The sequence below is a fragment of the Curtobacterium sp. Leaf261 genome (genome assembly GCF_001422205.1).
GTDB lineage: Bacteria > Actinomycetota > Actinomycetes > Actinomycetales > Microbacteriaceae > Curtobacterium.
On record NZ_LMMJ01000001.1, the window covers coordinates 264,537 to 291,153 of the forward strand.

At 69.8% G+C, this 26,617-nt stretch carries 23 protein-coding genes; 11 read left to right on the forward strand and 12 right to left on the reverse strand.

All coding sequences use genetic code 11. The features are described from left to right. Positions 1-6: 6 nt before the first annotated feature. From ASF23_RS01135 to lnt, 6 genes are all read left to right on the forward strand, one after another. Positions 7-915, forward strand: coding sequence for a hypothetical protein (locus ASF23_RS01135; RefSeq protein ID WP_055947760.1), 909 nt, complete (start codon positions 7-9; stop codon positions 913-915). Positions 916-1,011: 96 nt separating this feature from the next. Next, on the forward strand, positions 1,012-2,175 hold the full coding sequence (locus ASF23_RS01140) for a helix-turn-helix transcriptional regulator (protein WP_082473679.1): 1,164 nt from the start codon (positions 1,012-1,014) through the stop codon (positions 2,173-2,175). Continuing rightward, complete coding sequence (locus ASF23_RS01145; protein WP_055947762.1) at positions 2,168-3,145, forward strand: helix-turn-helix transcriptional regulator; 978 nt, start codon at positions 2,168-2,170, stop codon at positions 3,143-3,145. The genes ASF23_RS01140 and ASF23_RS01145 overlap by 8 nt, the downstream gene beginning before the upstream one ends. Before the next feature lie 100 nt (positions 3,146-3,245). Further along, complete coding sequence (tatC, locus tag ASF23_RS01150) at positions 3,246-4,001, forward strand: twin-arginine translocase subunit TatC (protein WP_055947763.1); 756 nt, start codon at positions 3,246-3,248, stop codon at positions 3,999-4,001. After that, positions 3,998-6,517, forward strand: coding sequence for a DEAD/DEAH box helicase (locus ASF23_RS01155; RefSeq protein WP_055947766.1), 2,520 nt, complete (start codon positions 3,998-4,000; stop codon positions 6,515-6,517). The genes tatC and ASF23_RS01155 overlap by 4 nt, the downstream gene beginning before the upstream one ends. 7 nt (positions 6,518-6,524) lie before the next feature. After that, a complete protein-coding gene (gene lnt, locus ASF23_RS01160) occupies positions 6,525-8,264 on the forward strand; it encodes an apolipoprotein N-acyltransferase (protein WP_082473680.1) in 1,740 nt (579 codons plus the stop codon). Between the two features lie 61 nt (positions 8,265-8,325). On the opposite strand, the gene ASF23_RS01165 is transcribed toward lnt, so the two are convergent. The 3 genes from ASF23_RS01165 to ASF23_RS01175 form a co-directional block, all read right to left on the reverse strand. Beyond that, positions 8,326-8,691 carry an RNA polymerase-binding protein RbpA gene (locus tag ASF23_RS01165; protein WP_055947769.1) on the reverse strand — a complete coding sequence of 122 codons (366 nt, stop codon included), beginning with the start codon at positions 8,689-8,691 and terminating at the stop codon, positions 8,326-8,328. 375 nt (positions 8,692-9,066) lie between these two features. Next, positions 9,067-10,338 (reverse strand): SPFH domain-containing protein, encoded by a 1,272-nt coding sequence (locus ASF23_RS01170; RefSeq protein ID WP_082473681.1) that lies wholly within the window; start codon positions 10,336-10,338, stop codon positions 9,067-9,069. Further along, positions 10,335-10,826 carry an NfeD family protein gene (locus tag ASF23_RS01175; protein ID WP_055947772.1) on the reverse strand — a complete coding sequence of 164 codons (492 nt, stop codon included), beginning with the start codon at positions 10,824-10,826 and terminating at the stop codon, positions 10,335-10,337. Before ASF23_RS01175 ends, ASF23_RS01170 begins: the two co-directional genes overlap by 4 nt. A gap of 224 nt (positions 10,827-11,050) precedes the next feature. Here ASF23_RS01175 and ASF23_RS01180 point away from each other — a divergent pair, with 224 nt between their 5' ends. Further along, a complete protein-coding gene (locus ASF23_RS01180) occupies positions 11,051-11,821 on the forward strand; it encodes an SDR family oxidoreductase (RefSeq protein ID WP_055947775.1) in 771 nt (256 codons plus the stop codon). A 55-nt stretch (positions 11,822-11,876) separates the two neighbouring features. Next, positions 11,877-12,338: an NUDIX hydrolase gene (locus ASF23_RS01185; RefSeq protein WP_055947778.1), complete on the forward strand. Its 462-nt coding sequence runs from the start codon at positions 11,877-11,879 to the stop codon at positions 12,336-12,338. Between the two features lie 136 nt (positions 12,339-12,474). Here ASF23_RS01185 and ASF23_RS01190 read toward each other — a convergent pair whose 3' ends face one another. From ASF23_RS01190 to dhaK, 8 genes are all read right to left on the reverse strand, one after another. Next, positions 12,475-12,870, reverse strand: a complete 396-nt coding sequence (locus ASF23_RS01190) for a VOC family protein (protein ID WP_055947781.1) — start codon at positions 12,868-12,870, stop codon at positions 12,475-12,477. 162 nt (positions 12,871-13,032) lie between these two features. Continuing rightward, positions 13,033-16,497 carry an SdrD B-like domain-containing protein gene (locus tag ASF23_RS01195; protein WP_055947784.1) on the reverse strand — a complete coding sequence of 1,155 codons (3,465 nt, stop codon included), beginning with the start codon at positions 16,495-16,497 and terminating at the stop codon, positions 13,033-13,035. A 683-nt stretch (positions 16,498-17,180) separates the two neighbouring features. After that, on the reverse strand, positions 17,181-17,435 hold the full coding sequence (locus ASF23_RS01200) for a hypothetical protein (RefSeq protein WP_055947787.1): 255 nt from the start codon (positions 17,433-17,435) through the stop codon (positions 17,181-17,183). 112 nt (positions 17,436-17,547) lie between these two features. Beyond that, on the reverse strand, positions 17,548-19,005 hold the full coding sequence (locus tag ASF23_RS01205) for a fibronectin type III domain-containing protein (RefSeq protein ID WP_055947789.1): 1,458 nt from the start codon (positions 19,003-19,005) through the stop codon (positions 17,548-17,550). A gap of 179 nt (positions 19,006-19,184) precedes the next feature. Then, positions 19,185-19,325 (reverse strand): hypothetical protein, encoded by a 141-nt coding sequence (locus ASF23_RS18075; RefSeq protein WP_156364031.1) that lies wholly within the window; start codon positions 19,323-19,325, stop codon positions 19,185-19,187. 169 nt (positions 19,326-19,494) lie between these two features. Next, entirely contained in the window at positions 19,495-20,232 is a 738-nt protein-coding gene (dhaM, locus tag ASF23_RS01210) for a dihydroxyacetone kinase phosphoryl donor subunit DhaM (protein WP_055947792.1), read from the reverse strand. Beyond that, positions 20,229-20,873: a dihydroxyacetone kinase subunit DhaL gene (gene dhaL / locus ASF23_RS01215; protein ID WP_055947795.1), complete on the reverse strand. Its 645-nt coding sequence runs from the start codon at positions 20,871-20,873 to the stop codon at positions 20,229-20,231. The genes dhaM and dhaL overlap by 4 nt, the downstream gene beginning before the upstream one ends. A gap of 46 nt (positions 20,874-20,919) precedes the next feature. Further along, positions 20,920-21,921 (reverse strand): dihydroxyacetone kinase subunit DhaK, encoded by a 1,002-nt coding sequence (gene dhaK / locus ASF23_RS01220; protein ID WP_055947798.1) that lies wholly within the window; start codon positions 21,919-21,921, stop codon positions 20,920-20,922. 350 nt (positions 21,922-22,271) lie between these two features. On the opposite strand from dhaK, the gene ASF23_RS01225 reads away from it, so the two are divergent. After that, positions 22,272-22,994 carry an MIP/aquaporin family protein gene (locus ASF23_RS01225; protein WP_082473684.1) on the forward strand — a complete coding sequence of 241 codons (723 nt, stop codon included), beginning with the start codon at positions 22,272-22,274 and terminating at the stop codon, positions 22,992-22,994. A 65-nt stretch (positions 22,995-23,059) separates the two neighbouring features. Beyond that, on the forward strand, positions 23,060-24,571 hold the full coding sequence (gene glpK, locus ASF23_RS01230; protein WP_055947801.1) for a glycerol kinase GlpK: 1,512 nt from the start codon (positions 23,060-23,062) through the stop codon (positions 24,569-24,571). Between the two features lie 270 nt (positions 24,572-24,841). On the opposite strand, the gene trpD is transcribed toward glpK, so the two are convergent. Next, complete coding sequence (trpD, locus tag ASF23_RS01235; RefSeq protein ID WP_055947804.1) at positions 24,842-25,900, reverse strand: anthranilate phosphoribosyltransferase; 1,059 nt, start codon at positions 25,898-25,900, stop codon at positions 24,842-24,844. 70 nt (positions 25,901-25,970) lie between these two features. Here trpD and ctaE point away from each other — a divergent pair, with 70 nt between their 5' ends. After that, the gene (gene ctaE / locus ASF23_RS01240) at positions 25,971-26,609 is read left to right on the forward strand and encodes an aa3-type cytochrome oxidase subunit III (RefSeq protein ID WP_055947806.1); all 639 of its coding nucleotides are present in this window, start codon (positions 25,971-25,973) and stop codon (positions 26,607-26,609) included. The last annotated feature ends 8 nt before the right edge of the window (positions 26,610-26,617 follow it).

Consider the following 26,617-nt stretch of genomic DNA (forward strand, 5'->3'; position numbering starts at 1 on the left):
GGGTCCGTGCGCACCATCCCCGCACTCCTGGTCACCGTCGGTCTCGTCGCGTCGCTCACCGCGTGCGCATCGGGTACCCCGTCCGCTCGCGGATGCGATGCGCCGACGCCCGGTGCCGCGTCCGATGCGGTCAGCGCGACCGGTTCCCTCGGCAGCAGGCCGAAGGCCGATGTGCCGTCGCCCCTCACCACGGACCGGACGCAGGTGTCGGTCCTGAAGCAGGGGACCGGCCGCGTGCTCGGCGACGGGTCGCCCGCCGTGATCGAGTACTCGGTCTACGACGGCGCGACGGGCAAGTCCGTGCAGACGAGCGGGTACACGGGCAGTTCTGCCCCCGTGACCGTCGGGTCGAAGAACGCCGGTGCACTCGGCGAGGCGCTCGAGTGCGCCCGGGTCGGCGACCGACTCGCCATCGTGCTGACCAAGCAGGCGCTCCAGTCCGGTGCCGCCACCTCGAAGAAGCAGCAGGACGCCGCAGTGATCATCGCGGACGTCGTCGACGGGTTCCCCGCGCGCGCCACCGGTCGTCCGCTCGTCGGCCCGGACGACATGCCTGCCGTGGTCCTCGCTCCGAACGGCGCCCCCGGCATCACCGTCCCCTCGACCGCCGCGCCGACGCACGACTCGACGCACCTGCTCCGCAAGGGGTCCGGCAGGGAGCTCACCGCGAAGGACACCGCGGTCGTCAAGTACACGGCCGTCAACTGGGGCGCCAACTCGAGCGTCGCCGGGTCGAGCTGGACCGACGGTTCCGGCGCGGTGACGGTGCCCCTCGCGAAGGGTGGCCAGGTCGCGACGTCGATCACCTCGGCGCTCACCGGGACGCACGTCGGTGACCAGGTCCTCGCGATCGTGAACCAGCAGGGCACCACGTACGCGTACGTCTTCGACGTGCTCGGCACCATGCCGCGCTGACCCCCCTCTCAGGCCCGCCGCGCGGCACCGGGCCGACTGTCCACACGGTCGCCGTCGGCTGCTCGAAGCACCCGCAGACTGCCGTAGGATCGGGCTGTGCCAGCGACCCGTGTGCCCCGTGTCCCGGCGGAGGAACGGCTGTTCAGCCTGGTGCTCGCGCTGCTCTCCACAGAGACGGGTCTCACCAAGTCGGAGATCCTCGCCAACGTCCAGGGCTACCGGCAGCGGTACGAGACCGGGGGCGACAACGCGTCCCTCGAGCGGCAGTTCGAGCGTGACAAGGACGACGTCCGTGAGCTCGGCATCCCGCTCGAGACCATCGAGACACCGGGCGCGAGCGGCAACAACCAGACGCTCCGGTACCGGATCCCGAAGGGTGAGTACGACCTCCCCGAGGACGTCCGGTTCACCCCGGACGAGTCGGCGCTGCTGTCCCTGGCGGCGATGGCCTGGCGCGAGGGAGCGCTGTCCGTCGAGTCGCGTCGCGCGCTCCTGAAGATCCGCTCCGTCGGCGGTTCCGGCGCCCACGGTGACGAGTCGGTCGCCGACACCGTCCCCGACGCGAGTGCGGTCGAGGCGTACGCGCCGCGGCTCCGTGCCCGGGACGTCGCCTTCGAGCCGCTCCGTGCCGCGCTCGACCGTGCCGCGGCGGTCCGCTTCGACTACATCACGCCCGGCGAGCACGCACCGCGTCGTCGCGAGGTCGCACCGCTCGCGCTGGTGCAGCACGGCGGGCGATGGATGCTGGCCGCGAACGAGTTCTCGAGCGGCGGCACCAAGAACTACCTGCTCTCGCGCATCGTCGGCCACGTGTCGTCGTTCCAGGCCGGTGAGCACGAGCCGAGCCCGGGGGCGGGGGAGCGCGCCCTCGCCGAGCTCGACCGGGTGTGGGCCGAGCGCACCGCCACGATCGAGGTCCAGCCGGGATCGGACGCCGAGCGGCGCCTCACCAGGCGTCGCGACACGACCACCGACGGCGCCGGACGCCTGCTGCTGCACTTCGTCGACCCGCAGATCCTCGGCGAGGAGCTCGCGGCGTACGGACCGGAGGTCCGTGTGCTCGAGCCCGCGGCCATCCGCGAGCACGTCGTCGCCAGGCTCCGGGGGCTCGTCGACGACCACACGGACGACCGGACGGGTGCGGCGGACGGACGCCGTGCCTCCAGTCCGGTCGCCGGACGCGCCGCAGCCGGACGTGCCGCAGGCGGACATGCCGCAGCCGGAAGTGCCGCAGGCGGAACGGAGCACGCCCATGGCTGAGCAGCCGCTGCAGGCCCAGGACAAACTCGCCTTCCTGCTGTCCCTCGTGCCCTACCTCATCGAACGCGAGCGGGTCTCCGTGGCCGAGGCCGCACGGCACTTCGGTGTGCCGCCGGCACGGATCCGTCGGGCGGTCGAGCTCATCGCGGTGTCCGGCATCCCCGGCGAGACGATGCAGTACCAGCACGGGGACCTGTTCGACATCGCCTGGGACGACCTCGACCAGAACGACATGATCGTCCTGACCAACCTCGTGGCGATCGACGACTCACCGCGGTTGTCGGCCCGTGAGGCCTCGGCGCTCATCGCCGGCCTGCAGTACCTGTCCGCGCTGCCGGAAGCCGGAGACCCCGATGCGATCCGTGCGCTCATGGCGAAGCTCTCGCGCGGTGCCGGGGGAGCGTCGAGCAACGTCGCCGTGGGTCGCGACGCCCACGACGCCTCGCTCGCGGTCGTCCGACGAGCGATGGCGACCAGGAGCGGGCTCCTGTTCGAGTACGCCGGACCACGGGCTCGCCGGGCCGAGCGGCGCGTCGATCCGCTCCGCGTGGAGTCGATCGACGCCGACTGGTACCTCCGCGCGTGGGACCTCGACCGGACGGCGCTCCGGACCTTCCGCCTCGACCGGATGTCGGCCGCGCGGGTCGACGACCGGCCGGCGGGCTCGCACGACGGCCTCGAGATCCCGGACACGCTGTTCCAGCGCACGGGCGACGACGTCATCGTGACGGTCGAGCTCGACTCCTCGTCCCTCCCGCTCGTGGCCGACTACCTCGCCGACACGGCCGATGCACCCGACACCGAGCACCGCGTGCGCATCCGGCTCGCGGCGAAGGGCTTCGACGGCGTCGTCCGGCTCGTCGCCGGGCTCCCGGGGCGTGCCGTGGTGATCGATCCGCCGGCCGCGCGGGACGCCGTCCGGGAATTCGCCGCGTCTGCCCTCGCCGCGTCGGACGCTGACGTAAGCTGACGGCATGGCCTCGACGACCGCGCGTGGGCGCCAGACGGGACCGGGATCAGGACGACCTGGTTCCGGGCGATCACGTTCTGGCAGTGACGCCGAGGGACGGATGTCACTCGGGCAGCACCTGATCGAGCTCCGTAAACGCCTGTTCCGTGCGGTCATCGCGATCGCGGTCCTGGCCATCGCCGGCTGGTTCGTCACGCCGTTCGTGCTGGACGCCCTCCGCGAGCCGGTCACGCAGCTCGCGTCGAACGGCGGCGGACACACCGCCGAGCTCAACTTCCCGGTGATCTCGGGGGCGTTCGACCTCCGACTGCAGATCGCGATCACCATCGGCATCGTGGTGTCGAGCCCCGTGTGGCTCTACCAGATCTGGGCCTTCATCGTGCCGGCGCTCGTCCGCAAGGAGAAGCTCTACCTCGTCGGGTTCTTCGGCACGGCGATCCCGCTGTTCCTCGCCGGGTGCTGGTTCGGCTGGTACGTGCTGCCGCACATCGTCGGGATCCTCGGGAGCTTCGTCTCCAACCAGGACACCTCGATCGTCGACGCGAAGGCCTACTACGACTTCGTCATCAAGCTCGTGCTGGCGGTCGGCATCGCGTTCGTGCTCCCGGTGTTCCTCGTCCTGCTGAACTTCGTCGGCGTGCTCTCCGCCAAGTCGATCATCGGCTCGTGGCGCATCGCCATCATCTGCATCCTCATCTTCACCGCGCTGGTCACCCCGTCCGCGGACGTCGCATCGATGTTCCTGCTCGCGGTCCCGATGGTGGTCCTGTACATCGGCGCCTGCGCGGTCACGTGGCTGCACGACCGACGCGCCGCCAAGCGCCAGGCGCTGCTCGACGCCGAGTACGACCTGTGACGGAGACCGACCTCTCGCCGGCTGCACGCTTCGCCGCGGCCGCGACTCGCTCCCGATCGCGGAACCTCGAGCTCTTCCGCGAGGAGCTCCGGTTCGATCTCGATGCGTTCCAGACGGCGTCGTGCGTCTCGCTCGACGCCGGGCGGAGCGTCCTCGTCGCCGCGCCGACCGGAGCCGGCAAGACCGTCGTGGCGGAGTTCGCGATCTGGATGGCGATGCGGCAGCCGTCGGCGAAGGTGTTCTACACCACCCCGATGAAGGCGCTCAGCAACCAGAAGTTCGCGGAGCTGGTCGATGCGTACGGCGAGAGCGAGGTGGGGCTGCTCACCGGTGACACCAATGTCAACCCCCGCGGCCGCGTCGTGGTGATGACGACCGAGGTCCTCCGGAACATGCTCTACGCGGACTCCGACCTGCTCGACGACCTCGCCTACGTCGTCCTCGACGAGGTCCACTACCTCGCCGACCGGTTCCGCGGTCCGGTGTGGGAGGAAGTGATCCTCCACCTGCCGAGCGAGGTCCGGCTCGTGTCGCTCTCCGCCACGGTGTCGAACGCCGAGGAGTTCGGCGACTGGCTGCAGACCGTCCGCGGTGACACCGACGTAATCGTGTCCGAGGACCGCCCCGTGCCGCTCGAGCAGCACGTGCTCGTCGGCTCGAAGGTCGTCGACCTGTTCGACTCGTCCGGTGCCGCGGCCACGAACCGGGTGAACCCGGAGCTCATGCGGCTCGTCGGAGGGACGCGCGGCGGGGATCGCCGCGGCGCCGGCGGCAGGGGCGGCGGTGGTCGAGGCGGCGGCCGCGGTCGTGGTTCATGGGACAACCGGGGTCCGCGGCAGGAGCGCATGCACCGCGAGGGCATCGTGAAGATGCTCGACGAGCGGATGTTGCTCCCCGCCATCTTCTTCGTGTTCAGCCGGAACGGATGCGACCAGGGCGTCCGACACGTGCTCCGCTCCGGACTCTCGCTGACCACCGCGGACGAACGTCGCGAGATCCGCGAGACGGCCGAGTACCACTGCCGCACGCTCCACGACGAGGACCTCGCGGTGCTCGGGTACTGGGAGTGGCTCGAGGGCCTCGAGCGCGGTGTCGCGGCACACCACGCCGGCCTCCTGCCCGCGTTCAAGGAGGTCGTCGAGGACCTCTTCCAGCGGAAGCTCGTCAAGGTGGTCTTCGCGACCGAGACCCTGGCGCTCGGTGTCAACATGCCGGCCCGGAGCGTCGTGCTCGAGAAGCTCGAGAAGTTCAACGGCGAGGCCCGTGTGCCGATCACGCCGGGGGAGTACACCCAGATCACCGGGCGCGCCGGACGCCGTGGCATCGACGTCGAAGGACACTCGGTCGTCCAGTGGGCGGACGGGCTCGAGCCGCAGTCGGTCGCGTCACTGGCGTCGCGGCGCACCTACCCGCTCAACTCGTCGTTCAAGCCGACCTACAACATGGCGGTGAACCTCATCGAGCAGTTCGGCCGTGAGCGGACCCGCGAGATCCTCGAGACGTCGTTCGCCCAGTTCCAGGCCGACCGCTCCGTCGTCGACCTCGCCAGGAAGGCCAGGTCGCAGCAGCAGTCGCTCGACGGCTACCGCGAGTCGATGCAGTGCCACCTCGGCGACTTCACCGAGTACGCGGCCCTCCGTCGTGAGCTCTCCGACCTCGAGCGCTCCACCGTCCCCGGCGGCCGTGAGTCGTCGCACGGCGCCCGGCAAGAGCGCCAGTCCTCGATCACGGACGTCCGACGTCGGATGCAGAAGCATCCATGCCACGCCTGCCCGGACCGCGAAGCGCACGCCAGGTGGGCCGAGCGCTGGTACCGACTCTCCCGCACCACCGACCAGCTCCTGAACCAGATCCGCTCGCGGACGGGTGCGGTCGCGATCGTGTTCGACCGGGTGACCGACGTCCTGCTCGAACTCGGGTACCTGACGCGCGCGCCACTCGACACCGCCGAGGGCACCACCTCCCCGAAGCCCGGTTCGGAGTCGATCGGCTCGCAGCGCGGCGAGGTCCGCGTCGCTGCCGGTGGCCGTCGACTCCAGCGGATCTACGGTGACCGCGACCTGCTCGTGGCCGAGTGCCTCGAAGCCGGTGTCTGGGACGAGCTCACCGCCCCGCAGCTCGCCGCGATGGCCGCCACGATCGTGTACCAGCCCCGCCGCGAGGACGCGCCCGGCACCGAGCACGCGCTTCCGCGGGGAGCGTTCCGTCCAGCTCTCGAACGCACGACCGACATCTGGTCGCGTCTCGACGACATCGAACGCGACGCCCGGCTCTCCGGCTCCCTGCCACCGTCCGCCGGCATCGCACTCGGGATGTTCCGCTGGGCGTCCGGCTCCGCCCTCGACGACGTCCTGCGCACGCTCGACCTCGCTGCGGGTGACTTCGTCCGCTGGTCCAAGCAGGTCATCGACCTGCTCGACCAGATCCGCGGCGCCGGGGACCCCGGCATCGCTGCGACGGCAGGCCGCGCCGCCGACGCCGTCCGGCGCGGCATCGTCGCCTACGCGGCGGTGTGAGTCCGGCATGACCGTGCAGCACGACGCGACCCGGGTCGCGCCCACCGCGACGAGCCTGCGGGACGCGCACCGTTCCTCCCGTCCGTCCCGCTGGTCCGGTCGGGCCGGTGGCCGGCCATCGGACGGGAGGCACGACCTCCCCGTCCGCGTCCGCTCGGACCTCCGCCTCCCGCTCCGGGTCGCCTACCCGCTCGCGATCGTCGCGGGACTGATGTTCGACCTCGCGTTCCCGTCGGCGGGCATCTGGGTCCTCGCGTTCCCCGCGATCGGCATCATGCTCGTCACCGTCACGGGTCAGCGGGGCTGGGCGGCGTTCGGTCTCGGGTACGTGGCGGGTGCGTCGTTCTTCCTGGTCGACCTCGACTGGGCCGCCAGGTACCTCGGGCCGGTGCCGTGGCTCGCACTGGCACTCCTCGAAGCGGTGTTCTTCGCGATCGGTGGGCTGCTGTTCTCGCTCGCCTACCGGTGGGTGCCCCGCGCATGGCCGACGGTCGCCGGACGCGTCTGGCTCACGCCCGCCGTGGTCGCCGCGCTCTGGACGGGCCGCGAATGGTTCGGCGGCAACTACCCGTACGGCGGCTTCTCGTGGGGACGCGTCGGACTGAGCCAGTCACAGAGCCCCTTCACACCGCTCGTCGCGTGGGTCGGCGTCCTCGGGCTGACGTTCATCGTCGTGTTCGTGGTGGCGGTCGTCCTCGCCCTCGTGCTCGAGTCCGGCATCCGCCCGTTCACCAGGGTGGGCACCGCGGTCGTGCTCGTCGCGCTCGTGCTCCTCGTCCCCGCGTGGCCAGCCACCACCGACGGCACGGTCCGCGTGGAGAGCGTCCAGGGCAACGGACCGGCCGGCTACTTCGACCGCGCGCAGCCCGGCGAGGTGCTCTCGTCGCAGCTCGCAGCCACCGACGTCGACGCCAAGGGCGTGGACATGGTCGTCTGGCCAGAGGCATCGGCCGAGTTCGACCCCAGGACGAACCCGACGATCGCCGACGATCTCGACGCCGTGGTGCAGCGGGTCGGTGCGCCGCTCGTCGCCGGCGCCATCACCGAGACACCCTCGGGGTTGCTCCACAACACGTCGTTCGTCTGGACGACGCGTGGCTGGACGGGGTCCTACGACAAGAAGCACCCGGTGCCGTTCGGTGAGTACGTGCCCGATCGGTGGTTCTGGTCGAAGCTCGCGCCGTCCCTGATCGGGCTCATCGGCCGCGACTACACGCCGGGGACGAAGCCGAACACGGTCAGTGTCAGCGGGGTGCGGGCCGGGCTCGCGATCTGCTTCGACATCGTCGACGACCGGCTCGTCGACGAGATGATGGACGACCCACGAGGGGCCGCGCAGGTGATCCTCGCGCAGACCAACAACGCGGACTTCGACGGGACCGACGAGAACCTCCAGCAGCTGGAGATCGCCAGGATGCGGGCGATCGAGACCGGCCGGTCGCTCGTGAACATCTCCACCGTGGGGGCCTCTGCGGTGATCTCCCCGACCGGACGGACGATCGACTCCGTCAAGGCCTACACAGCGACGTCGATGATCACCGACGTGCCGCTCGGGACGTCGACCACGCCGGCGACCGTCATCGGGTCCGGCCTCACGACGATCATCGTCATCGGCGGGGTGCTCATCCTGCTGGCAGCGGCTCCCTGGGGCCGGGCATCGTCGGACCGGGCATCGTCAGGTCGGGCATCGTCAGGTCGGGCATCGTCGGACCGGGCATTGTCGGGTCGTCGTCGTCGTCGCCCCTAGGGAACGACGAAACGGCCGCCCCGTGGGACGGCCGTTCGGTGGTTCTCGATCAGGTCCGACGTCAGGCGCCGACCTTCTCCGTTCCTCGACGTGCTCGGAGCACGGTCAGACGCTCTTCGAGCAGTTCCTCGAGTTCCTCGCGAGACCGCCGCTCGAGCAGCATGTCCCAGTGGGTCCTCGGTGTCTTGACGTCCTCGCTCGCGACCTCGACCGGGATGCCGTCGTCCCCGAGGAGACGACCCTCCAGACCGGACCGCGGTGAGGACCACGTCGGCGGGATCTCGGCGTCCGCGGCGAAGACCACATCGAACGTCGTTCCAGAGTCCGTCAGGTAGACGGCCCTCGTGCGGTCCGAGAACTCGACGCCCTCTTCGCTCTGGAGGCTCTGGCTCCCCAGCCGCATACCGCGGAGACTGCGATCAGCCATGGTGTGACTCCTCTCGCATCGCTTGCCTGGTTGACAACCGGAACAGCGGGCGGATTGTTTCCTCCGCCGCGCATTCCCAGTCGGTTCTCAGTCGCTTCGTCGAGCGAAGCGTTCGAACCACGTGCAGCCGGATGGTGCGTCGGCCGCGTGTGGTCTAGTTGTTCGGAGCGGGGGAGCCGATCGACGGCTCCACCGGTTGTTCCTGGCGAGCGTACCGACGACGACTCCGAGTTGCCCGTACCGGTGCGGCCGTCGGGTCAGTTCGGATCGGGCCAGGTGCGGTCGGGGAGGGTCGGGTCCACGCACGTCACCCCCGACGACGGACACGCCCGCACCGACAGTGGTCGGTACGGGCGTGTCGTGGTGCATCCGGGCTCAGGCGCCGCGAGTCTCCGGAGCGTCGGGCTCGTCGCCTGCTGCCATGTCTGCCGCTGCCGGACTCGACGTGGTGCGGGGGAGCGGCACGCCGAGCTTCTCGTCGAGGCTCCGATCGGACTCCGCGAGGCGGGCATCGAGGCTCGCATCGGACGCTGCGAGGCCGCCACCGGGCGAGGTCGTCGTCGTGTCGGCGAGGCTCTTGTTCGCGAGCTCCGAGATGCGGTCGATCAGACTCGGACCGGCTGCTGCTGCGGCAGCGGCAGCTCCTGCAGGAGCACCGGCCGTCGTTCCACCGGCCCCGGCTGCCGCGGCGCCAGCCCCGGCAGCCGCAGCGCCGGCCCCACCGGTCGCACCTGCCGAGCCAGCGCCCGGCATCATGCTCGGGCCGGCCGTGAAGCCACGTGCGATGCCGGAGAGCGCCTCGGTGAACTCGCTCGGGATCATCCAGAGCTTGTTCGCCGTGCCCTCGGCCAGCTTCGGCAGGGTCTGCAGGTACTGGTAGGAGAGCAGCTTGTCGTCCGGGTCGCCGGCGTGGATCGCCCCGAACACGGTGGCGATGGCCTGGGCTTCACCCTCCGCCTCGAGGACGCGGGCCTTCGCATCACCCTCTGCGCGGAGGATCGAGGACTGACGCTGTCCCTCTGCCTCGAGGATCTGCGACTGCTTGGTGCCCTCCGCCTGGAGGATCGCGGCACGACGGCTCCGCTCGGCTCGCATCTGCTGCTCCATGGAGTCCTGGATGGAGAGGGGCGGATCGATCGCCTTGAGCTCGACACGACCGACGCGGATGCCCCACTTGCCGGTGGCTTCGTCGAGCACGATGCGGAGCTGACCGTTGATGTTGTCGCGGCTCGTCAGCGCCTGCTCGAGGTTCAGCCCACCGACGACGTTGCGGAGCGTGGTCGTGGTGAGCTGCTCGACCGCACCGAGGTAGTTCGCGATCTCGTACGTCGCGGCGCGCGCGTCCGTCACCTGGAAGTAGACGACCGTGTCGATCGAGACGACGAGGTTGTCCTCGGTGATCACCGGCTGCGGGGGGAAGGACACGACCTGCTCGCGCATGTCGAGCAGCGGCCGCAGTCGGTCGATGAACGGCACCAGGATGTTGAGGCCGGGGGTGAGGGTCTTGTGGTACTTGCCGAGGCGCTCGACGACCCCGGCCGTGGCCTGCGGGACGATGCGGATCGCCTTGGCGAGGACGACGATCACGAAGATCACCACCACGAGGACGAGAGCGATGAGGACGATGGTCCCGATCGACGGGGTCATGAGTGTGTCCTTTCAGTGGTGCGGACGACGGCGGTTGAGCCGTCGATCGCGGTCACGATCACACCAGTGCCGAGTGGCGGTGTGTGATCGACGGGGGAGTCCGGGAACGACTCGTCGGCGGTGATCCGGGCGCTCCACGTCTCTCCGTTGGCCAGGCGGACCTGTCCGGGGGCGGAGGAGGTGAAGGCGACGGCGACCTGGCCGCGCATGCCGATGAGTCCTTCGATGTTGGTCCGGTGCGGATCGGCGTTCCGCCCGAGGATCTTCAGGAGACGTGGTCTGACGAGGGACAGCAGCAACAGCGACACCGCCGCGGCGATGATCACCGCCGCCCACCACGGTGCTCCGACCAGCGCGGCGACGAGGCCGCCCGCTGCGCCCACCGCGAGCATCAGGAAGATGAAGTCGAGCGTGAAGATCTCGACGACGATCAGCAGCAGCACGAGGGCGATCCACACGATCACCCATGCCCATTCGATCCCGGTCATGTGACGCTCCCCTCGCCGGTCGCAGCACAACCGTTGTGCGGCATCGACCGGTGCGTAAAACATATCAATGCACACCGACACGTGCGGTTCTCCACAGGTGATGCCCGGTTCCGTGCTCGGACAGCACGGGCGCTAGGCTCGATGCCGATCATCCGTGCAGAGCGTCCTCGCACCACCGCGAGACCGCACCCAACGACTTCCGGCAACACGAGGAGACTGAACCCGTGAGCAACCCCCTGGCACCCGACTCCCTCGCCGGCAAGCGCGTCCTCGTCACCGGCTCGTCGCGCGGCATCGGCGCCGACACGCTCGGGTACTTCGCCGAGGCCGGGGCACGCGTCGTCGTGAACTACCGCAACAAGGCGCGACGCGCGGAGCAGATCGTCGAGCGGATCACCGCTGCCGGGGGAGCGGCCCTCGCCGTCGGCGCCGACCTCACGGACCACGACTCCGTGCAGGGCATGATCGACACGATCGTTGGCGAATGGGGTGGCCTCGACATCCTGGTGTTGAACGCCTCCGGCGGCATGGAGTCCGGCATGGGGGACGACTACGCGCTCCGCCTGAACCGCGACGCCCAGGTCGACCTCCTGACGACCGCCCTGCCGCACATGGCGCCCGGATCCCGGGTCGTCTTCGTCACGAGTCACCAGGCGCACTTCGTCGAGACCGCCGAGACCCTCCCGGAGTACGTGCCGGTGGCCAAGAGCAAGCGCGCCGGCGAGCTCGCCCTCCGCGAGCAGATCCCCGCGCTCGACGAGGCCGGCGTGGAGTTCGTCGTCGTCTCGGGCGACATGATCGAGGGCACCATCACCGCGACGCTGCTCGAGCGGATCAACCCCGGCGCCATCTCGGACCGTCGCGAGTCGGTCGGCAAGCTCTACAACGTCGCGGAGTTCGCCGCGGAGGTCGCCGCCGCCGCGCTCGAGCCGATCCCGGAGGACCACACCAAGCTCGTCGGTGACGTCAGCGAGTTCGTCGGCACCGCGAGCTGACCGTCGGACGCGACCCGCGCCTCCAGACCGTGACCGTCGGAAGGACCCACCCGTCGTGACCGCCGCACCCGGCCTCCGCCGCACCTCCAGGATCCTGCTGCTCGACCCGCAGGGTCGGGTCTTCCTGATGGACACGACCATGCCGTCGAGCGACGGGTTCCACCGATGGATCACCCCCGGTGGCGGCGTCGACCCGGGGGAGTCCCACGCCGAGGCGGCCGTGCGCGAGCTCCGCGAGGAGACCGGCATCGTCATCACGGACCCGGGAGCACCGGTGCACTCGCGCGACTTCGTCGTCGAATGGGACGAGGCGGACCACGATCGCGGACACGCCGAGTTCTACGTCGTGCGGACAGACGGGTTCACGCTGTCGGACGCCGAATGGACCGACGATGAGCGGGTCGACATCCTGGCGTCCCGCTGGTGGACCGCGGACGAGCTCGATGCGGGCACCGAACCGTTCGACCCGCCGGAGCTGGCCGATCTCATCCGGCGGTTCGGCCGCACGGAGGCCTGAGGACACCACCGTGGGGCGACACCACCGTGGGGCGACACCACCGTGGGGCGACACCAGCGTGGGGCGACACCACCGTGGGGCGACACCAGCGTGCGGTGACATCAGCGTGCGCAGACCGCCGGCGTCCCGTACCCCGTCAGTCGCGCGGAGACAGGACGCAGAACTCGTTGCCCTCGGGGTCCTGCAGCACGACCCACGTCGCATCGGACCTCTGACCGACGTCGGCGAGCCGAGCGCCTCGGTCGAGCAGCCCCTGCACCTGCACTGCTCGGTCGTCATGCGGTTCCGGCGCGAGGTCGATGTGCAGGCGGTTCTTGACGGATCTGCCCTCCGGCACCGGAACGAAGACCATGCCAGGTCCCTGCTCCTGAAGCGGGATGTTCCGGGACGCGTCGAGAGCATGCTGCGGCACGATGACGACCTCGTCGTCAGCCTCGTACACGATCCGCCAGTCGAGCGTCTCCGCCCACCAGCGGGCCTGGGCGGCGACGTCCTGACAGTCGACGACGATCGTGTACCAGCGAAGGCTCATGCCGTCATCCTCCCGCGTCAATGCTCCATCGACAACGGTCCTGTCCAGCGCTCCCGGCTCCTCCGAGGCTCCTCGGGTCCGAGTGCGACGGCGGTTGCGCAGATCGCGCTGGGCCACGCAGGAGGGGCGGGGCGATTCCGCCCCGCCCCTCCTCGTGTGTCCTCAGTCCCGCCGGGCACGGTGTCGCAAGCACGCTCGCGCTGCGAACGCCGCACCGAGGAACAGCATCACCCCTCCGATGACGCCGATGGTGGCGATGTCCGCCCCGGTGAAGGCGAGGACGGTACGCGGGGTCCCTCCGCCGCGCGAGCCCGGGGTCTCCTGACCCGTGGTGCTCAACTCCTCCGACTCGGTGATGACGGGATCGGGCTCGGTGATGACGGGATCGATCGACACCGGGAGGACGCCGGCGTCGACGGTGAGGTCACTGGTGACTCCGTCGAGCCTCCCCTCGTCGGTCGACGTCGCCACGAGCCGCACGGCCTTCGTCCTGCCGTCGGGAGCTGCGTCCGAGTCGATGGTCCGGTCATCGCCGACCTCGGCCGCGGTGAAGGAGCGACCCTCCGGTGCGGAGAACGTCAGCACGTAGGAGCCGGGCCGCAAGCCACCGAAGCCGTAGGTCCCTGAGCCATCGGTCCTGGTCGTGCGGTGCACATGGGTGCCGCGGTCGTCCTCACCGGCGATGGCGATGGCAACGCCCCGGATCCCGTCCTCGTGCTCGTCCTGCAGGCCGTTGCCGTTCGCGTCCTCCCAGACGCGGTCACCGATCGAACCGGCGACGGTCGTGATCTTCGCGGCGTTCGACAGCACGGGCAGGGCGAGGTTCGAGGCGCGAAGGCCGAATCGGTTGACGTGGACGTCGCCGGCGACGGCACCGACCGTCGACATGGCGACCTGGTGGGTGATGGTCTGCCCGACGGCGATCCCGGCAGCACGCTCGATGCGGAATGCCGTGACGTCCGCGAGGTCGGACGGACAGTCGACTGTGCCGAGGTCAGCATCGGAGCACCAGGTGGTCGAGCCGCCCGCCTGGTTCGATGCGGCGTTCCCGTCGCGATCGACGTCCGCCGGCTCTGTGTCGGTGTACCGGACGATCTCGCCGGCTTCAGCGTCGACCACGATGGGTGCCGCGAGCCGAGCCTGGCCGGAGTGGTCGGTGCCGAGCTCGTCGCCGTTGTGGGGCAGCACGTCGATGATGTCGGCGCCGGTGATGGCGGAGGAATCGGTGTTCGTGTACCCGAGCTCCCATCGGAGCTCATCGCCGGCGATGACGGTCGGCGCGACCGCTGTCTTGGTGACGCCGACACCTCCGGTGGTGACGACGTCGAGACTCCGGACAGCGTGGCGGTACCGTTCGGGCGACAGGTCGTCCGGCGCCGAGACGGTCACGTCGTTCGTGATCGGACCGGCCGGGCTGAGCAGGGACACATCGACCCGGTAGGTGATCGGATCGAGGACGACACCCGGTGTCGTGTCCGGCAGCACCCAGGTCAGCTGCTGGCGGGAGATGCCCTCCGCGTCGACGACGGTCTCGATGGTCGTCGGTGTGCGCGACGCCGAGTCGGGCCGGTACGTCGTGTGGGCGGGGAGCAGGTCGACCACGGTGACGTCCTCGGGCTTCGCGCCGGTCGTCGAGTTCGTCAACGTCGGGTACAGGCCGAATTCGACGCTGCCGCCCGAGACCGTGAACGAGGTCTTGTCCGGTGTGTCGGCAGCGGTGTGTCCGGGATCGATCACCTTCTTCGTCACGCGCGCGAGTGTACGGGTCTCGATCACCGAGTCCGCGAGACCGCCGGCCCCGAGGTCGGCGTCGTGGCTGTCGTGCACCCATGTACCGTCGCCGCTCGAGAGCTGGCCGAAGTCGAGCACTCGGGTTCCACTGGGTGCGGGAAGGACGCGCATGTAGCTGAACAGGTTCGCGCGGATGCCGCCCTTGATGCCGCCGACCGCACGGATCTTGCCGACCGCGGCCGGACCGCCGGGGACGTCCTCAGGGGAGGAGTACCAGGGGCCGTCGGTGTCGTCACAGGTCGCATCGCGGCCATCCGCCGGGTCCGAGAACGAGAACGCCGTGTACTCGATCCGCATCCCGGCGTCCCAGGAGAAGCCTGCGGCGTACCCGTTGTCACCGATCGGAGTGATGGTCTGGTGTCGGTTGTCGAACACGTCACAGGCGATGGCGCCCTCGTAGGGACTGGTCCCCGGGTTGACGATGCTCACCTGGCTCCGGACGACGCGGCCGGCGGTGACGTACGGGTCGCCTGACTTCGCCGAGCCGGGGGAGGTCGCGCCGGTGGCCTCGTCCGACACCTGCGTCAGGACCTTGAAACCGTCGGGACCGGCGAACGACGAGACGTTCCGGGTCGCCACGTTGTTCGTGAGGGGCTCTGAGCCGCCGGGGTAGTTCTGCGCACCGCTGGTGGACGTCGTCTGCAGCGGTGTGTACTCGTCGTGAGCGAGGAACGAGGAACCGACCGGGGGTTGCGGGATCCAGACGTCGATGTAGCCACTGACCACATAGGCCTTCGAGCCCCCCGCGATCGCACCGCCCGACGCGCTCGACGACGGGATGGTGGCCTTGGTGACGTCGGTACGCGCACCCGTGATCGACACCGCGACGGGCCCGCCGGGCGCGGTCTGTGAGCAGCTGATCGTTCCGCTGTCGAGGACGCTGTCGCTCGTGCCCCCGGAGCCGCCCGGGAGGTCCACGAAGTGCTGTGCGTCGTTCGCCCCGCACGCCGGCTCACCGTGGCGACCCCAGAGCAGAGCACCGGAGGTCGTGCCACCGGACATCCGGGAGACGTCGTCCGTGAAGGAGAAATTGCCGTCCGACCGCTCGAGGCCGAGCAACCCCTGGCCGGGCACGACCGGATCGAACGCCACGGCGATCGGGTAGCGCAGCACGATGCCGTCCGTGCCGTCCGGCCCGGCGACGTCGCCGAAGAGCTGCGAGTTCGAGACGTCCTTGCTGAGGTCGTACCGGGGGGCGGCGGAGACGGTCGTGATCGGAGAGGTCGCGAGCGCGGGAACGCCCGTGAGGTTGTCTGCCGTCGTGCGGCCGCTGATGGAGATCTCGTCCCCGTTGCGGCGTTCTCCGGAGACGTTCAACACGACCGGGGTCGCCTTGGCGTCGCCTTCGCGGATCGTTCCGAGATTGCAGGTGAGCACCTGTCCGACGATGCCGGAACCGGCTCCCACACACGGCGCCGGCAGCCCCGCCCACGACGTGCCATCCGGGGCTGTGACGGTGAAGGTCTCGTTCTCGGACGCCCCGCCGTTGGAGTTGACCGTCACGCCGTACGTGATCGAGTCGAACGTGCGGACCAGGCCGTTGGTGATGCTCGTGTCTCCGCCGGGTTGCTGTGTCGGCGTGAACGCACCGCTTCCGTCGGACGTCACGGTGATGGCCATCGCCACGGCGGCCCGGACGTCGGCACGCGACGTCGCGGCGTCCTCGGCGGCCGGAACGTCGGGCTCGGATGCATCCGACCCTGCTGCAGCCGCGACGGAGCCCGGGGGATCCGGCTGGTCGTCGTCGGCCACAGCGGGGGAGGAGGTGAGGGTGGCTGCGAGGACGGCGACGACGAGGGTGGTCGCGCCGAGATGCCTCAGTCGGGTGGGGGTCATGGCAGTCCTTCGGGGTGGGCATACGGAGCCAGCTCCCGTCCCAGGCGTGCACACGTGTCGGGGAGTCCAGCGCTGAAGATCAGCGATGCTGATCTGATCTTCAACATATCAATTCATGAGGACCGGCGTGCATATCGCAGGATTATCGTGAAAACATTTCTGTTCATATTCACGATGCGACATTCGACACCTCGAGCGTCCATCGACACCGCTCACCGTGGGCATGCGCGACTCATCACGGAGGTGACGTGGTGGCTCACCCGGGTGCCGTGGAGGCGTTGAGTGTGGAGATCGCGAGGTGACGAGATGTTCTACATTTGATCGTTGGAGTATTCAGAACACGCATCATGAGGATCATCCTGGCTGGAGTGCTGGTCGCGGCAAGCGTCACGACGATGCTCGGTGCGCAGTCGACATCGGCGCATGCCGACCCGGTCGGCGCTGCATGAGCTCGCGAAGGGTGGCCATCACCGGTCGACGGACCCGTCGACGGCGAATGGGGACCGAACAGCTACCGAGGGGCGACTTGGGCCCTGAACCGCGAGTTCTCGTTCCCGTCGGGGATCCATATGCGTGCGCCGATAATGCATATTATGTCAGCTCAGGGTTCGAGGACCCCGTGCCATCGGCCTGGAGGGACGGCGTGCGCCCGGCGCTGCGACTCCCCTCCGTGCCTGGCTGGTCTACCGGAGGTCCGGCGGGCCGGGATGCTTCGCGATGATGACGGCCCCGTAGATCCGAGACCAGACGTACGCGATGATCGCCACGCCGAGCGCGGCGACCCCGATCCCGCCGAGCACCGCGCTGTTCGCGTGGGTGCTCGTGTCGACCGTCAGCGCCACGAACCCGACCAGGGCCGCTCCGAACGCGATCATCTGGATGCGGAGTTTGACCCTGACCCGCTTCTGGTGCTTGGCAACCGCGATGATGTCCGACATCGATCTCCCCCACCCTCGACTCGACGCCCCCTGCGCCACAGCTCGATCGTAGCGGCACGCACCGGCATCGGTGCTCCCGGAGGTGCGGGGTGGTCCCGTCGCGCGTCTCGCGTCAGTTGACCATCAGGCCCGTGAACGTCGCGGGGTCGATCTGCGTGACCGCTCCCCCGGTCGCCGGAACCGCGTAGAGACCAGTCGTGGGCCCGGACGGGATGCTGACGAACACATCACCGTCCGCGTCGACGGCGCCGACGTTCCCGGACCGTGTGCTCGACCCGGCGATGCTCAGCCCGGAGATCGACACCGAGCTGGTGCTGCCGTCCGCGTGTCTCGTGAAGAGCTCCGGGACGGTGAGGTCCGCGACGCAGTGTCCCGAGGCTTCGGACGGGGCGGCACACCACGTGGCCGACTGCAGCAGCGAGAAGTCGCCTGCGGCGCTGACCGCTCCGGCGTCGATCGCCACCCGAGGTCCGATCGCGATGGACGTCGACGATCCGGCCGGGTACTCCTGCCAGCTCACCGCACCGCTCGCGCCGGCGCTGAACTCGTCGAAGTAGATGTTCCCCGCGGCATCTCCGGTCAGGGCGACGGCGCCGTTGCTGTAGGCATGCTCCCGGACGATCGCCGCAGAACCGTCAACGGGGTACGTCGTGATCGCGAGGTCGGCGGTGTCCGTGCGGGCAGCGGTCGTCACGGCACCGTCGGGAGCGACGAAGAACTGCGTGCCGCTCGCCGCGATCGGCCGGACGGACCCACCCTCGGCCGGGAGTTCGACGACGCTCTCGCCCTGGATGAAGAAGACGTCGCCGGCGGCATCGAGCTGGAGGCCACCGGTGATCGTGAGTCCGGACGCGACCGTGGTCGTGGTTCCGTCGGAGGCAGCCACACGGTGGATCGTCGTGCCACCGTCGGCGGGGACATAGACGTTGCCGGACCGGTCGACGTCGAAGCCAGCGCCGTCGGCCACGACCGTCGAGAAGCTGCCACCGTCGACTGGCCTCCGCACCACGTCGCCGTCGGCGGAGAGCGCGAACAGCCACTCGGACGCGGCGGGCGTCGGAGTCGGCGTAGGCGTAGGAGTCGGCGTGGGCGTGGGAGTCGGCGTCACCGGCGGGACCGACGTGCTCGCCGGTGTGTACCGCACGGTCGCGGCACGGCTCGATCCCCAGTGTCCGATCGACCGGATGGACACGCGGTACGCGACGCCGGCACGGAGCCGCCACAGAGCGTCGCTCGTCGCGCTCCCCCGCAGACGGTGCACGGTCGCGTGCCGGCCGTTCGTCGGCGTCGCGGCGAGCAGGTAGCCCCGGACCCCGGCGTGTCGAGCGGGCGCGTCCCACGACACGGTCGCGCTCGTCGCGCCGGTCTGGGTCACGGTGAGCGATCGCGGCACGGAGGACCCGCTGGCCGGCGACGACACCGGGCTCACTTGAGCTGCGGACGCGACGCCGGCCGAGCCGCCGAGTGCGACGGCACCAGAGAGGAGCGCACCGGCGGTGAGCAGCGCGAGTCCGCGACGGCGGGGAGCGCGACCGGGGGCCGGGATGGACGAACGGGAGGCGCGGGGCACGGGAACTCCAGAGGCTGCGGCCCGTGGGGTGAGGACGGGCATTCGGGTGACGTACCCCCTCCGGGGGGCACATCACAACGCAACCACATCCGGGCATCCCGCGTCCAGTGTCACGCGGAGATCTGCGTGACCACCTCCCGACGTGCGGACTCCCGCCGGAACTCGTCCGGGGGCCTCCGTCAGACGGCGGGTGCCGACCCGTCGCCGAGCTCCCCAGCGAAGTCCTCGGACACCTCGCCGAGGAGTGCCTCGCGCACCTCGCGCTCGTCGAGGTGCTGCTGGAGGACGTCGCGCTTCGCGGACCGAGAGGTGTTCGACATGATGACTCCGTACCTGGTTGGAGCGTCGAGCCGACCGGGCCACGAGTGGTTGGTCCGCTCGCCCGGCTGCTCCCCCAGTGAGGCTGGGTGCCGAGATTCTCCACCGGGACCGCGTATCGCACAAGCCCCGATCCGCGAAGGCTCCGCCCGACTCAGCAGCCGACGACGATCAGTCCTCGCCGAAGCCCGACCGGACGAGTTCGACGAGGGCATCGACTGCGTCCTGGGCATCGGCACCCGTCGCCGTGATCGAGAGCACGGCACCCTGTGGCAGGGCGAGCGCCATGATCGCGAGGAGGCTCTTGGCGTCGACGTCGTTGACCCGGACCGTCGCCCGGAACCGAGCCGCGGTCCGGACGAAGTCCGCCGCGGGGCGGGCGTGCAGCCCGCTCTCGTTGACGAGTGCGACCGAGGCGGTCACGGCACCGGCATCCGGGACGCTGTCGGGCCGCACCGCGTCGTCGTCGATCGGTGCCTGCGGGACGTCAGCCGCGCCTCCCGTCCGCTCGTGCGGATCGATGTCCGCACCACCGGCAGCCGTCGCGGCCGCGGCGACCACGTCCTCGATGCCTCCTCCGGTCTGCGCGGCGACCGCCCCGGCGACCGTCCCCTCCACCAGCGGCGCGTGCGAGACGACGACACGGGCCCGTTCGGCATCGTCGAGGAAGTCGAGTGCCGTGTCGGCCGTCAGGTACGCCGAACCGAGGTCGCAGAGCACGATGACGCCGTCCGTGTCGGACAGTGCCGTGATCCCCTCGGTGATCGCCTCGAACGAGGTCCCGATGCTGCCGTCGTCGGTTCCCCCGGCAGCGACGAACCGGACGTCCGGGGCCATCTGACGGGCGAGCTCGACGACGCCCTCGGCGATCTTCGCGCTGTGTGAGACGACGAGGATCCCGACGCTCACGCGGTGCCCGAGGTGGTTCCCGCGGCGTCGACCGCTGCCCGGAGGATGAGCGCGACGGACTGGGCGCCCGGATCGCGGTGGCCGACGGCGCGCTCACCGAGGTAGCTCGCGCGACCCTTCCTGGCGACGAGTGGTTCGGTGGCCTCGGCACCGGCGGCGGCGGCGTCCGCGGCGAGTTCCAGGACCTGCTCCGGCGTGGCGTCACTCGCGGCGGCGGCTGCGTCGACGGCCGCGGTCCACGCGTCGACCATCGTCTTGTCACCGGGTTCGGCCTTGCCCCGGGACACCACGCCGTCGCGCGCTGCGACGAGGATCGCCGCCACACCCGCGGCGTCGAGGGAGTCCTGGTCGCCGACGGCCTGCGCCGCCCTCAGGTACGCGGTGCCGAACAGCGGTCCGGACGCACCGCCGACGGTCGAGATCAGCTTCGTGGCGACGAGCTTGAACACCGCTCCCGGACTGTCGAACGACCCCTGGTCGTCGACCGCTGCGAGGACCGCCTGGAACCCGCGGTCCATGTTCTCGCCGTGGTCGCCGTCGCCGATCTCGCGGTCGAGCGCGACGAGCTCCGCCCGGTGCTCGCGGATGGTCGCCGCGGTCCGGCGGACCCATTCGACCGCCCAGTCGGTGTCGAGTGCCATGTCGTTCCTCTCTCGTGCACCGGAGTGCGCAGACGTGTCCGCGAGGTCAGCGTCCCCAGCGGAGCGCCGGTGTCTCCACCGGCGCGTCCCAGAGGGTGGTGAGGTCGTCGTCGAGCACCGTGACGGTGAGCGAGAACCCCTGCATCTCCAGCGATGTGACGTAGTTGCCGACCAAACTACGCGAGAGCTCCAACCCGCGGTCCGCCAGGATCTCGGCGGCGCGCCGGAACACGATGTAGAGCTCGGACAGCGGCGTGCCGCCCATCCCGTTCACGAGCAGCAGGACCCGCGACCCGGCCGGTGCGTCGAGGTCGGCGAGGATCGGCTCGATGACCCGGTCGACGAGTTCGTCCGCGGGCGCCATCGCGATCTTCTCGCGGCCGGGCTCACCGTGGATGCCGACACCGAGTTCGACCTCGTCGTCGGCCAGCGAGAAGCTCGGCTCCCCCGCGTGCGGGACGGTGCACGGTGCGAGCGCCAGTCCCATCGACCTCGTGACGTCGACAGCGTGTCGTGCCACCGCGGCGACGGCGGACAGGTCGTCGCCGCGTTCGGCTGCGGCTCCGGCGCACTTCTCGACCACGAGCGTGCCTGCCACGCCGCGGCGACCGGCCGTGTAGAGCGAGTCCTGCACCGCGACGTCGTCGTCGACGAGCACCGACTCGACCCGGATGTCGTCCATGCCGGCGAGTTCGGCGGCGGTCTCGAAGTTCAGGACGTCGCCCGTGTAGTTCTTCACGATGTAGAGGACTCCCGCTCCCCCGTCGACGGCCTTCGTGGTGTCGACGATCGGGTCGGGGGTCGGCGACGTGAACATCGGACCCGGGACGGCGGCGTCGAGCATCCCGTGACCGATGAACCCCGCGTGCAGCGGTTCGTGCCCGCTCCCCCCGCCACTGACGATCGCCACCTTCCCGGCGACCGGGGCGTCGATGCGCCGGAGGTGGATCGGGACCTCCTGCAGGACGACCTGTCGCGCATGAGCGATCGCGAACCCGCGAACCGTTTCGTCGACCACCTGACGCGGGTCGTTGATGAGCTTCTTCATGCGGGACCTCCAGCGGGACCTCGACGATCGACGGCGGGCGGAGGGTTCCGTCGGCACCGCCAGAACTGCGCTCAACCTACCATCGCGGTCCGCGCAGCGAGCCGGTCGGACCGGTCCGGTGCCGACGGATGGGACCGTTCGTGCACGAACGTGCAGCCGCGCAGCGCAGTCGTTCCGAACGGGGTCGGGGCAAGCCGAGCATCGACTGTGCACGTTTGTGCAAATGTCCGCTCGTCGCCGCGCCAGCCATCGTGTCCGGCGAATTCCCAGCACTATGCTCGGGCCATTCACTCAACGGGGAGTGGCGGGAACTCGACCGCTCTCCTCCTCACAGCAACAGGAGGTCATCGATGGACGACATCGGGATCAGGTTCGTGTCCGAGCTCGTCGGGACGGCGATGCTCATCATCCTCGGTGGTGGTGTCGTGGCGAACGTCGCCCTCACCAAGACCAAGGGCTTCGGCGCCGGCACCCTCATGGTGACGTTCGGTTGGGCGATGGGTGTGTTCGTCGGTGTGCTCGTGTCCTACAAGTCCGGGGCGCACCTCAACCCCGCCGTGAGCCTCGCGCAGTTCATGCTCGGCAACATCACGTTCGTGGCGATGCTCGTCTACTGGCTCGCCCAGATGATCGGCGCAATCATCGGTGCCGCCATCGTGTGGCTCGCCTACAAGCAGCACTTCGACGACGAGCCGGACCCCGCTGCCAAGCTCGGCGTCTTCTCGACCGGCCCGGCGATCCGCTCCTACGGCTGGAACCTCGTCACCGAGATCATCGGCACCTTCGTCCTCGTCTTCGCGATCATCGCCCTGACCAACGGCAAGGCCCCCGCCGAGCTCGGACCGCTCCCCGTCGCGTTCATCGTGCTCGCGATCGGTGTCAGCCTCGGCGGCCCGACCGGCTACGCGATCAACCCGGCCCGTGACCTCGGCCCCCGTATCGCGCACGCCATCCTCCCGATCAAGGGCAAGGGCTCGAACGACTGGTCCTACGCATGGGTCCCGGTCGTCGGCCCGCTCATCGGTGGCGCGATCGCGGCCCTGCTGTCCGGTCCGCTGCTCCCCCTCGTCTGACACCCATCCCACCGACCCGGGCGGCCTGATCGCCCGTGGTCAACGAACACCCCTAAGGAGCACCAATGGCCGACTACATCGTCGCCATCGACCAGGGCACGACCTCCACCCGCGCCATCGTCTTCGACCACTCCGGTTCGATCGTCTCGACCGGACAGAAGGAGCACGAGCAGATCTTCCCGCGTGCCGGCTGGGTCGAGCACGACCCCGCCGAGATCTGGGACAACACCCGCGAGGTCATCGGGCAGGCGCTGTCCCGTGCCGACATCACCCGCCACGACGTCGCGGCGGTCGGCATCACGAACCAGCGCGAGACCGCGGTGGTCTGGGACCGGACGACCGGCAAGGCGGTCTACAACGCGATCGTCTGGCAGGACACCCGCACGCAGAGCATCGTCGACAAGCTCGCCGACGGCGACACCGACCGCTACAAGTCGATCGTCGGCCTCCCGCTCGCGACCTACTTCGCCGGCACGAAGATCATGTGGATCCTCGAGAACGTCGAGGGTGCCCGCGAGAAGGCCGAGGCGGGCGACCTGCTGTTCGGCACGACCGACACGTGGGTCCTCTGGAACCTCACCGGCGGTGTCGACGGCGGCGTCCACAAGACCGACGTGACGAACGCGTCCCGCACGCTCTTCATGGACCTCGAGACGCTCCAGTGGCGCGAGGACATCCTCGCCGACTTCGGCGTCCCGAAGTCGATGCTGCCGGAGATCGTCTCCTCCTCCGAGATCTACGGGCACGTCGAGTCCTCGAACCTGCTCCGCGAGGTCCCGATCGCGGGCATCCTCGGCGACCAGCAGGCCGCGACCTTCGGCCAGGCGGCGTTCGACACCGGCGAGTCGAAGAACACCTACGGCACCGGCAACTTCCTGATCTTCAACACCGGCGAGGAGATCGTCCGCTCCGAGAACGGTCTGTTGACCACGGTCGGGTACAAGCTCGGCGACCAGCCGACGCACTACGCGCTCGAGGGCTCCATCGCGGTCACGGGGTCGCTCATCCAGTGGCTCCGCGACAACCTCGGGCTCATCGGCAGCGCCCCGGAGGTCGAGACGCTCGCGAAGACCGTCGAGGACAACGGCGGCGTGTACTTCGTCCCGGCGTTCTCCGGGCTCTTCGCGCCGTACTGGCGTCCGGATGCCCGTGGCGCGATCGTCGGCCTCACGCGGTACGTCAACAAGGGGCACATCGCGCGTGCGGCCCTCGAGGCGACCGCGCTGCAGACCCGCGAGGTCCTCGACGCCGTGAACGCCGACTCCGGGGTCGACCTCACGGAGCTCAAGGTGGACGGCGGCATGACCGCCAACAGCGAGCTCATGCAGTTCCAGGCGGACATCCTGAACGTCCCGGTCGTCCGACCCGTCGTCGCGGAGACCACGGCACTCGGTGCCGCGTACGCCGCCGGGCTCGCCGTCGGGTTCTGGGCGAACCTCGACGAGCTCCGCGCGAACTGGCAGGAGGACAAGCGCTGGGAGCCGTCGATGGACGCCGCCGAGCGCGACCGCACCATGCGTCTCTGGAAGAAGGCCGTCACGAAGACCTTCGACTGGGTCGACGAAGACGTCAACTGACGCTCTGAGCACGCAGAAGGGCCCCGACCGGACGGTCGGGGCCCTTCTGCGTCGGAGCGAGCCTGCGGCGGCCGGGAGGCACGTCACGCGACGGTCGCGGAGGTCGCGATCCGTGCCTCCCGGCCTGGTGCGCGGCCGGTTGGTGCGCGCGCTCGGTTGGCACGTTCGGCTCGTGCCCGCGTTCGGCTCGTGTCCGCGTTCGGCTCGTGAGCGCTTCCGGGGCGACACGTGTCGCGCAGCGCGACACGCCCGCGCTCTGTGAGAGGCGGTTCAGGCTGCGGCGGGCGACACGCCCACCCACTCGGCGAGTTTCCGTTCCGCCGCGCCGGAGTCGACGGCCTGGGCCGCGATCGCGAGGGCCGCGCGGAACCGGTGCAGGAGCGGACGGGAGGCCTCGGTCGGGTCCTCGGCGAGGCGGAACGCCACGAGACCGGCGGCCGCGTTCAGCAGCACGATGTCACGGACCGGGCCGGTCTCCCCCGCGAGCACGCGTCGGACGACCGCGGCGTTGTGCGCCGGTTCCCCACCCAGCAGGTCCTCGGTGCGCGATCTGGCGATCCCGAGGTCCCGCGGGTCGAGGTCGTGCTCGGTGACGGATCCGCCGGACACCTCCCAGATGTGGCTGTGGCCCGTCGTCGTCAGCTCGTCGAGTCCGTCGTCGCCCCGGAAGACGAGTGCGGTCGCCCCGCGCGTCTGGAACACGCCGGTGATGATCGGCACCAGCGCGAGCTGGGCCACGCCGACGGCGTTCGCCTCGCACCGCGCCGGGTTCACCAGGGGGCCCAGGAAGTTGAACACCGTCGGGACGCCGATCTCGCGACGGACAGGACCGGCGTGCGCGAACCCGGGGTGGAAGGCACTCGCGAAGGCGAAGGTGAGGCCGACGCGGCGGAAGGTCTCGGCCACGGTCGCCGCGTCCATCGTGAGGTCCAGCCCCAGCGCCGCGAGGACGTCGGAACTCCCCGACTTGGAGCTCGAGGCCCGGTTGCCGTGCTTGACGACCGGCACGCCCGTCGCGGCGATGACGATCGCGGCCATGGTCGAGACGTTCACCGTGCCGACCACGTCCCCGCCGGTCCCGACGATGTCGAGCGCCATCGGATCGACGTCCAGCGGCACCGCCGACTCGAGGATCGCGTCGCGGAACCCGACGACCTCGTTCACCGTCTCGCCCTTGGCCCGGAGTGCGATGAGGAACGCCGCGATCTGGGCGTCCGTCGCATGCCCACCGATGATGCGCTCCATGGCCCATGACGACTCACTGATCGACAGATCGGTGCCCGCCATGAGCGCGCCGATCGTGGAGGGCCAGGTCTGGGGATCGGACATGACTCGATCGTAGTGATTCGGGAGGACCCGCCAGTTCGCCACGAAAACACTGTCGGTGGTTTCGGCCATAATGGACCTTGTGACAAGCACCCCTCTCTCAAGACCCGTCAGCGGAACGGTCCTCAACCGGCCGAACCCCGTCGCCGTGGGCACCATCGTGTGGCTGGGCAGCGAGGTCATGTTCTTCGCCGGCCTGTTCGCGATCTACTTCACGCTGCGGAGCACGTCGCCCAAGCTCTGGGCCACCGAGGCGGCGCACCTCGACGTCCCCTACGCGGCGGTCAACACGATCGTCCTCGTGCTGTCGAGCTTCGCGTGCCAGTTCGCAGTGTTCGCCGCCGAGCGCTTCCAGGTGCACCGCACCAGCTGGAAGCCGGTCGACTGGGGCATGACCGAGTGGTTCTTCGTCACGTACTGCATGGGCGCCGTGTTCGTCTGCGGACAGGTGTTCGAGTACGCCAACCTCTGGCACGAGGGCGTCACCCTCCAGTCCAGCGCTTGGGGCTCCGCCTTCTTCTTCACCACGGGCTTCCACGGTCTGCACGTGACCGGCGGGCTCATCGCCTTCCTGCTCACCCTCGGCCGCGGGTTCGCAGCGAAGAACTTCGGTCACAAGGAAGCGACCACCGCAATCGTCGTGTCGTACTACTGGCACTTCGTCGACGTCGTGTGGATCGGCCTCTTCGCCGTCATCTACCTTCTCAAGTAGGAATCGGA

Excerpts from the sequence above, each read along its gene's own strand:
- ctaE (WP_055947806.1), top strand. The coding sequence starts at position 25,971 with ATGGACCTTGTGACAAGCACCCCTCTCTCAAGACCCGTCAGCGGAACG.
- tatC (WP_055947763.1), top strand. The coding sequence starts at position 3,246 with ATGTCACTCGGGCAGCACCTGATCGAGCTCCGTAAACGCCTGTTCCGT.
- ASF23_RS01225 (WP_082473684.1), top strand. The coding sequence starts at position 22,272 with ATGGACGACATCGGGATCAGGTTCGTGTCCGAGCTCGTCGGGACGGCG.
- ASF23_RS01190 (WP_055947781.1), bottom strand. The coding sequence starts at position 12,870 with ATGAGCCTTCGCTGGTACACGATCGTCGTCGACTGTCAGGACGTCGCC.
- dhaL (WP_055947795.1), bottom strand. The coding sequence starts at position 20,873 with ATGGCACTCGACACCGACTGGGCGGTCGAATGGGTCCGCCGGACCGCG.
- dhaK (WP_055947798.1), bottom strand. The coding sequence starts at position 21,921 with ATGAAGAAGCTCATCAACGACCCGCGTCAGGTGGTCGACGAAACGGTT.
- lnt (WP_082473680.1), top strand. The coding sequence starts at position 6,525 with ATGACCGTGCAGCACGACGCGACCCGGGTCGCGCCCACCGCGACGAGC.
- ASF23_RS01195 (WP_055947784.1), bottom strand. The coding sequence starts at position 16,497 with ATGACCCCCACCCGACTGAGGCATCTCGGCGCGACCACCCTCGTCGTC.
- ASF23_RS01175 (WP_055947772.1), bottom strand. The coding sequence starts at position 10,826 with ATGACCGGGATCGAATGGGCATGGGTGATCGTGTGGATCGCCCTCGTG.
- glpK (WP_055947801.1), top strand. The coding sequence starts at position 23,060 with ATGGCCGACTACATCGTCGCCATCGACCAGGGCACGACCTCCACCCGC.
- ASF23_RS18075 (WP_156364031.1), bottom strand. The coding sequence starts at position 19,325 with ATGTCGAACACCTCTCGGTCCGCGAAGCGCGACGTCCTCCAGCAGCAC.
- ASF23_RS01170 (WP_082473681.1), bottom strand. The coding sequence starts at position 10,338 with ATGACCCCGTCGATCGGGACCATCGTCCTCATCGCTCTCGTCCTCGTG.
- ASF23_RS01165 (WP_055947769.1), bottom strand. The coding sequence starts at position 8,691 with ATGGCTGATCGCAGTCTCCGCGGTATGCGGCTGGGGAGCCAGAGCCTC.
- trpD (WP_055947804.1), bottom strand. The coding sequence starts at position 25,900 with ATGTCCGATCCCCAGACCTGGCCCTCCACGATCGGCGCGCTCATGGCG.
- ASF23_RS01200 (WP_055947787.1), bottom strand. The coding sequence starts at position 17,435 with ATGTCGGACATCATCGCGGTTGCCAAGCACCAGAAGCGGGTCAGGGTC.
- ASF23_RS01145 (WP_055947762.1), top strand. The coding sequence starts at position 2,168 with ATGGCTGAGCAGCCGCTGCAGGCCCAGGACAAACTCGCCTTCCTGCTG.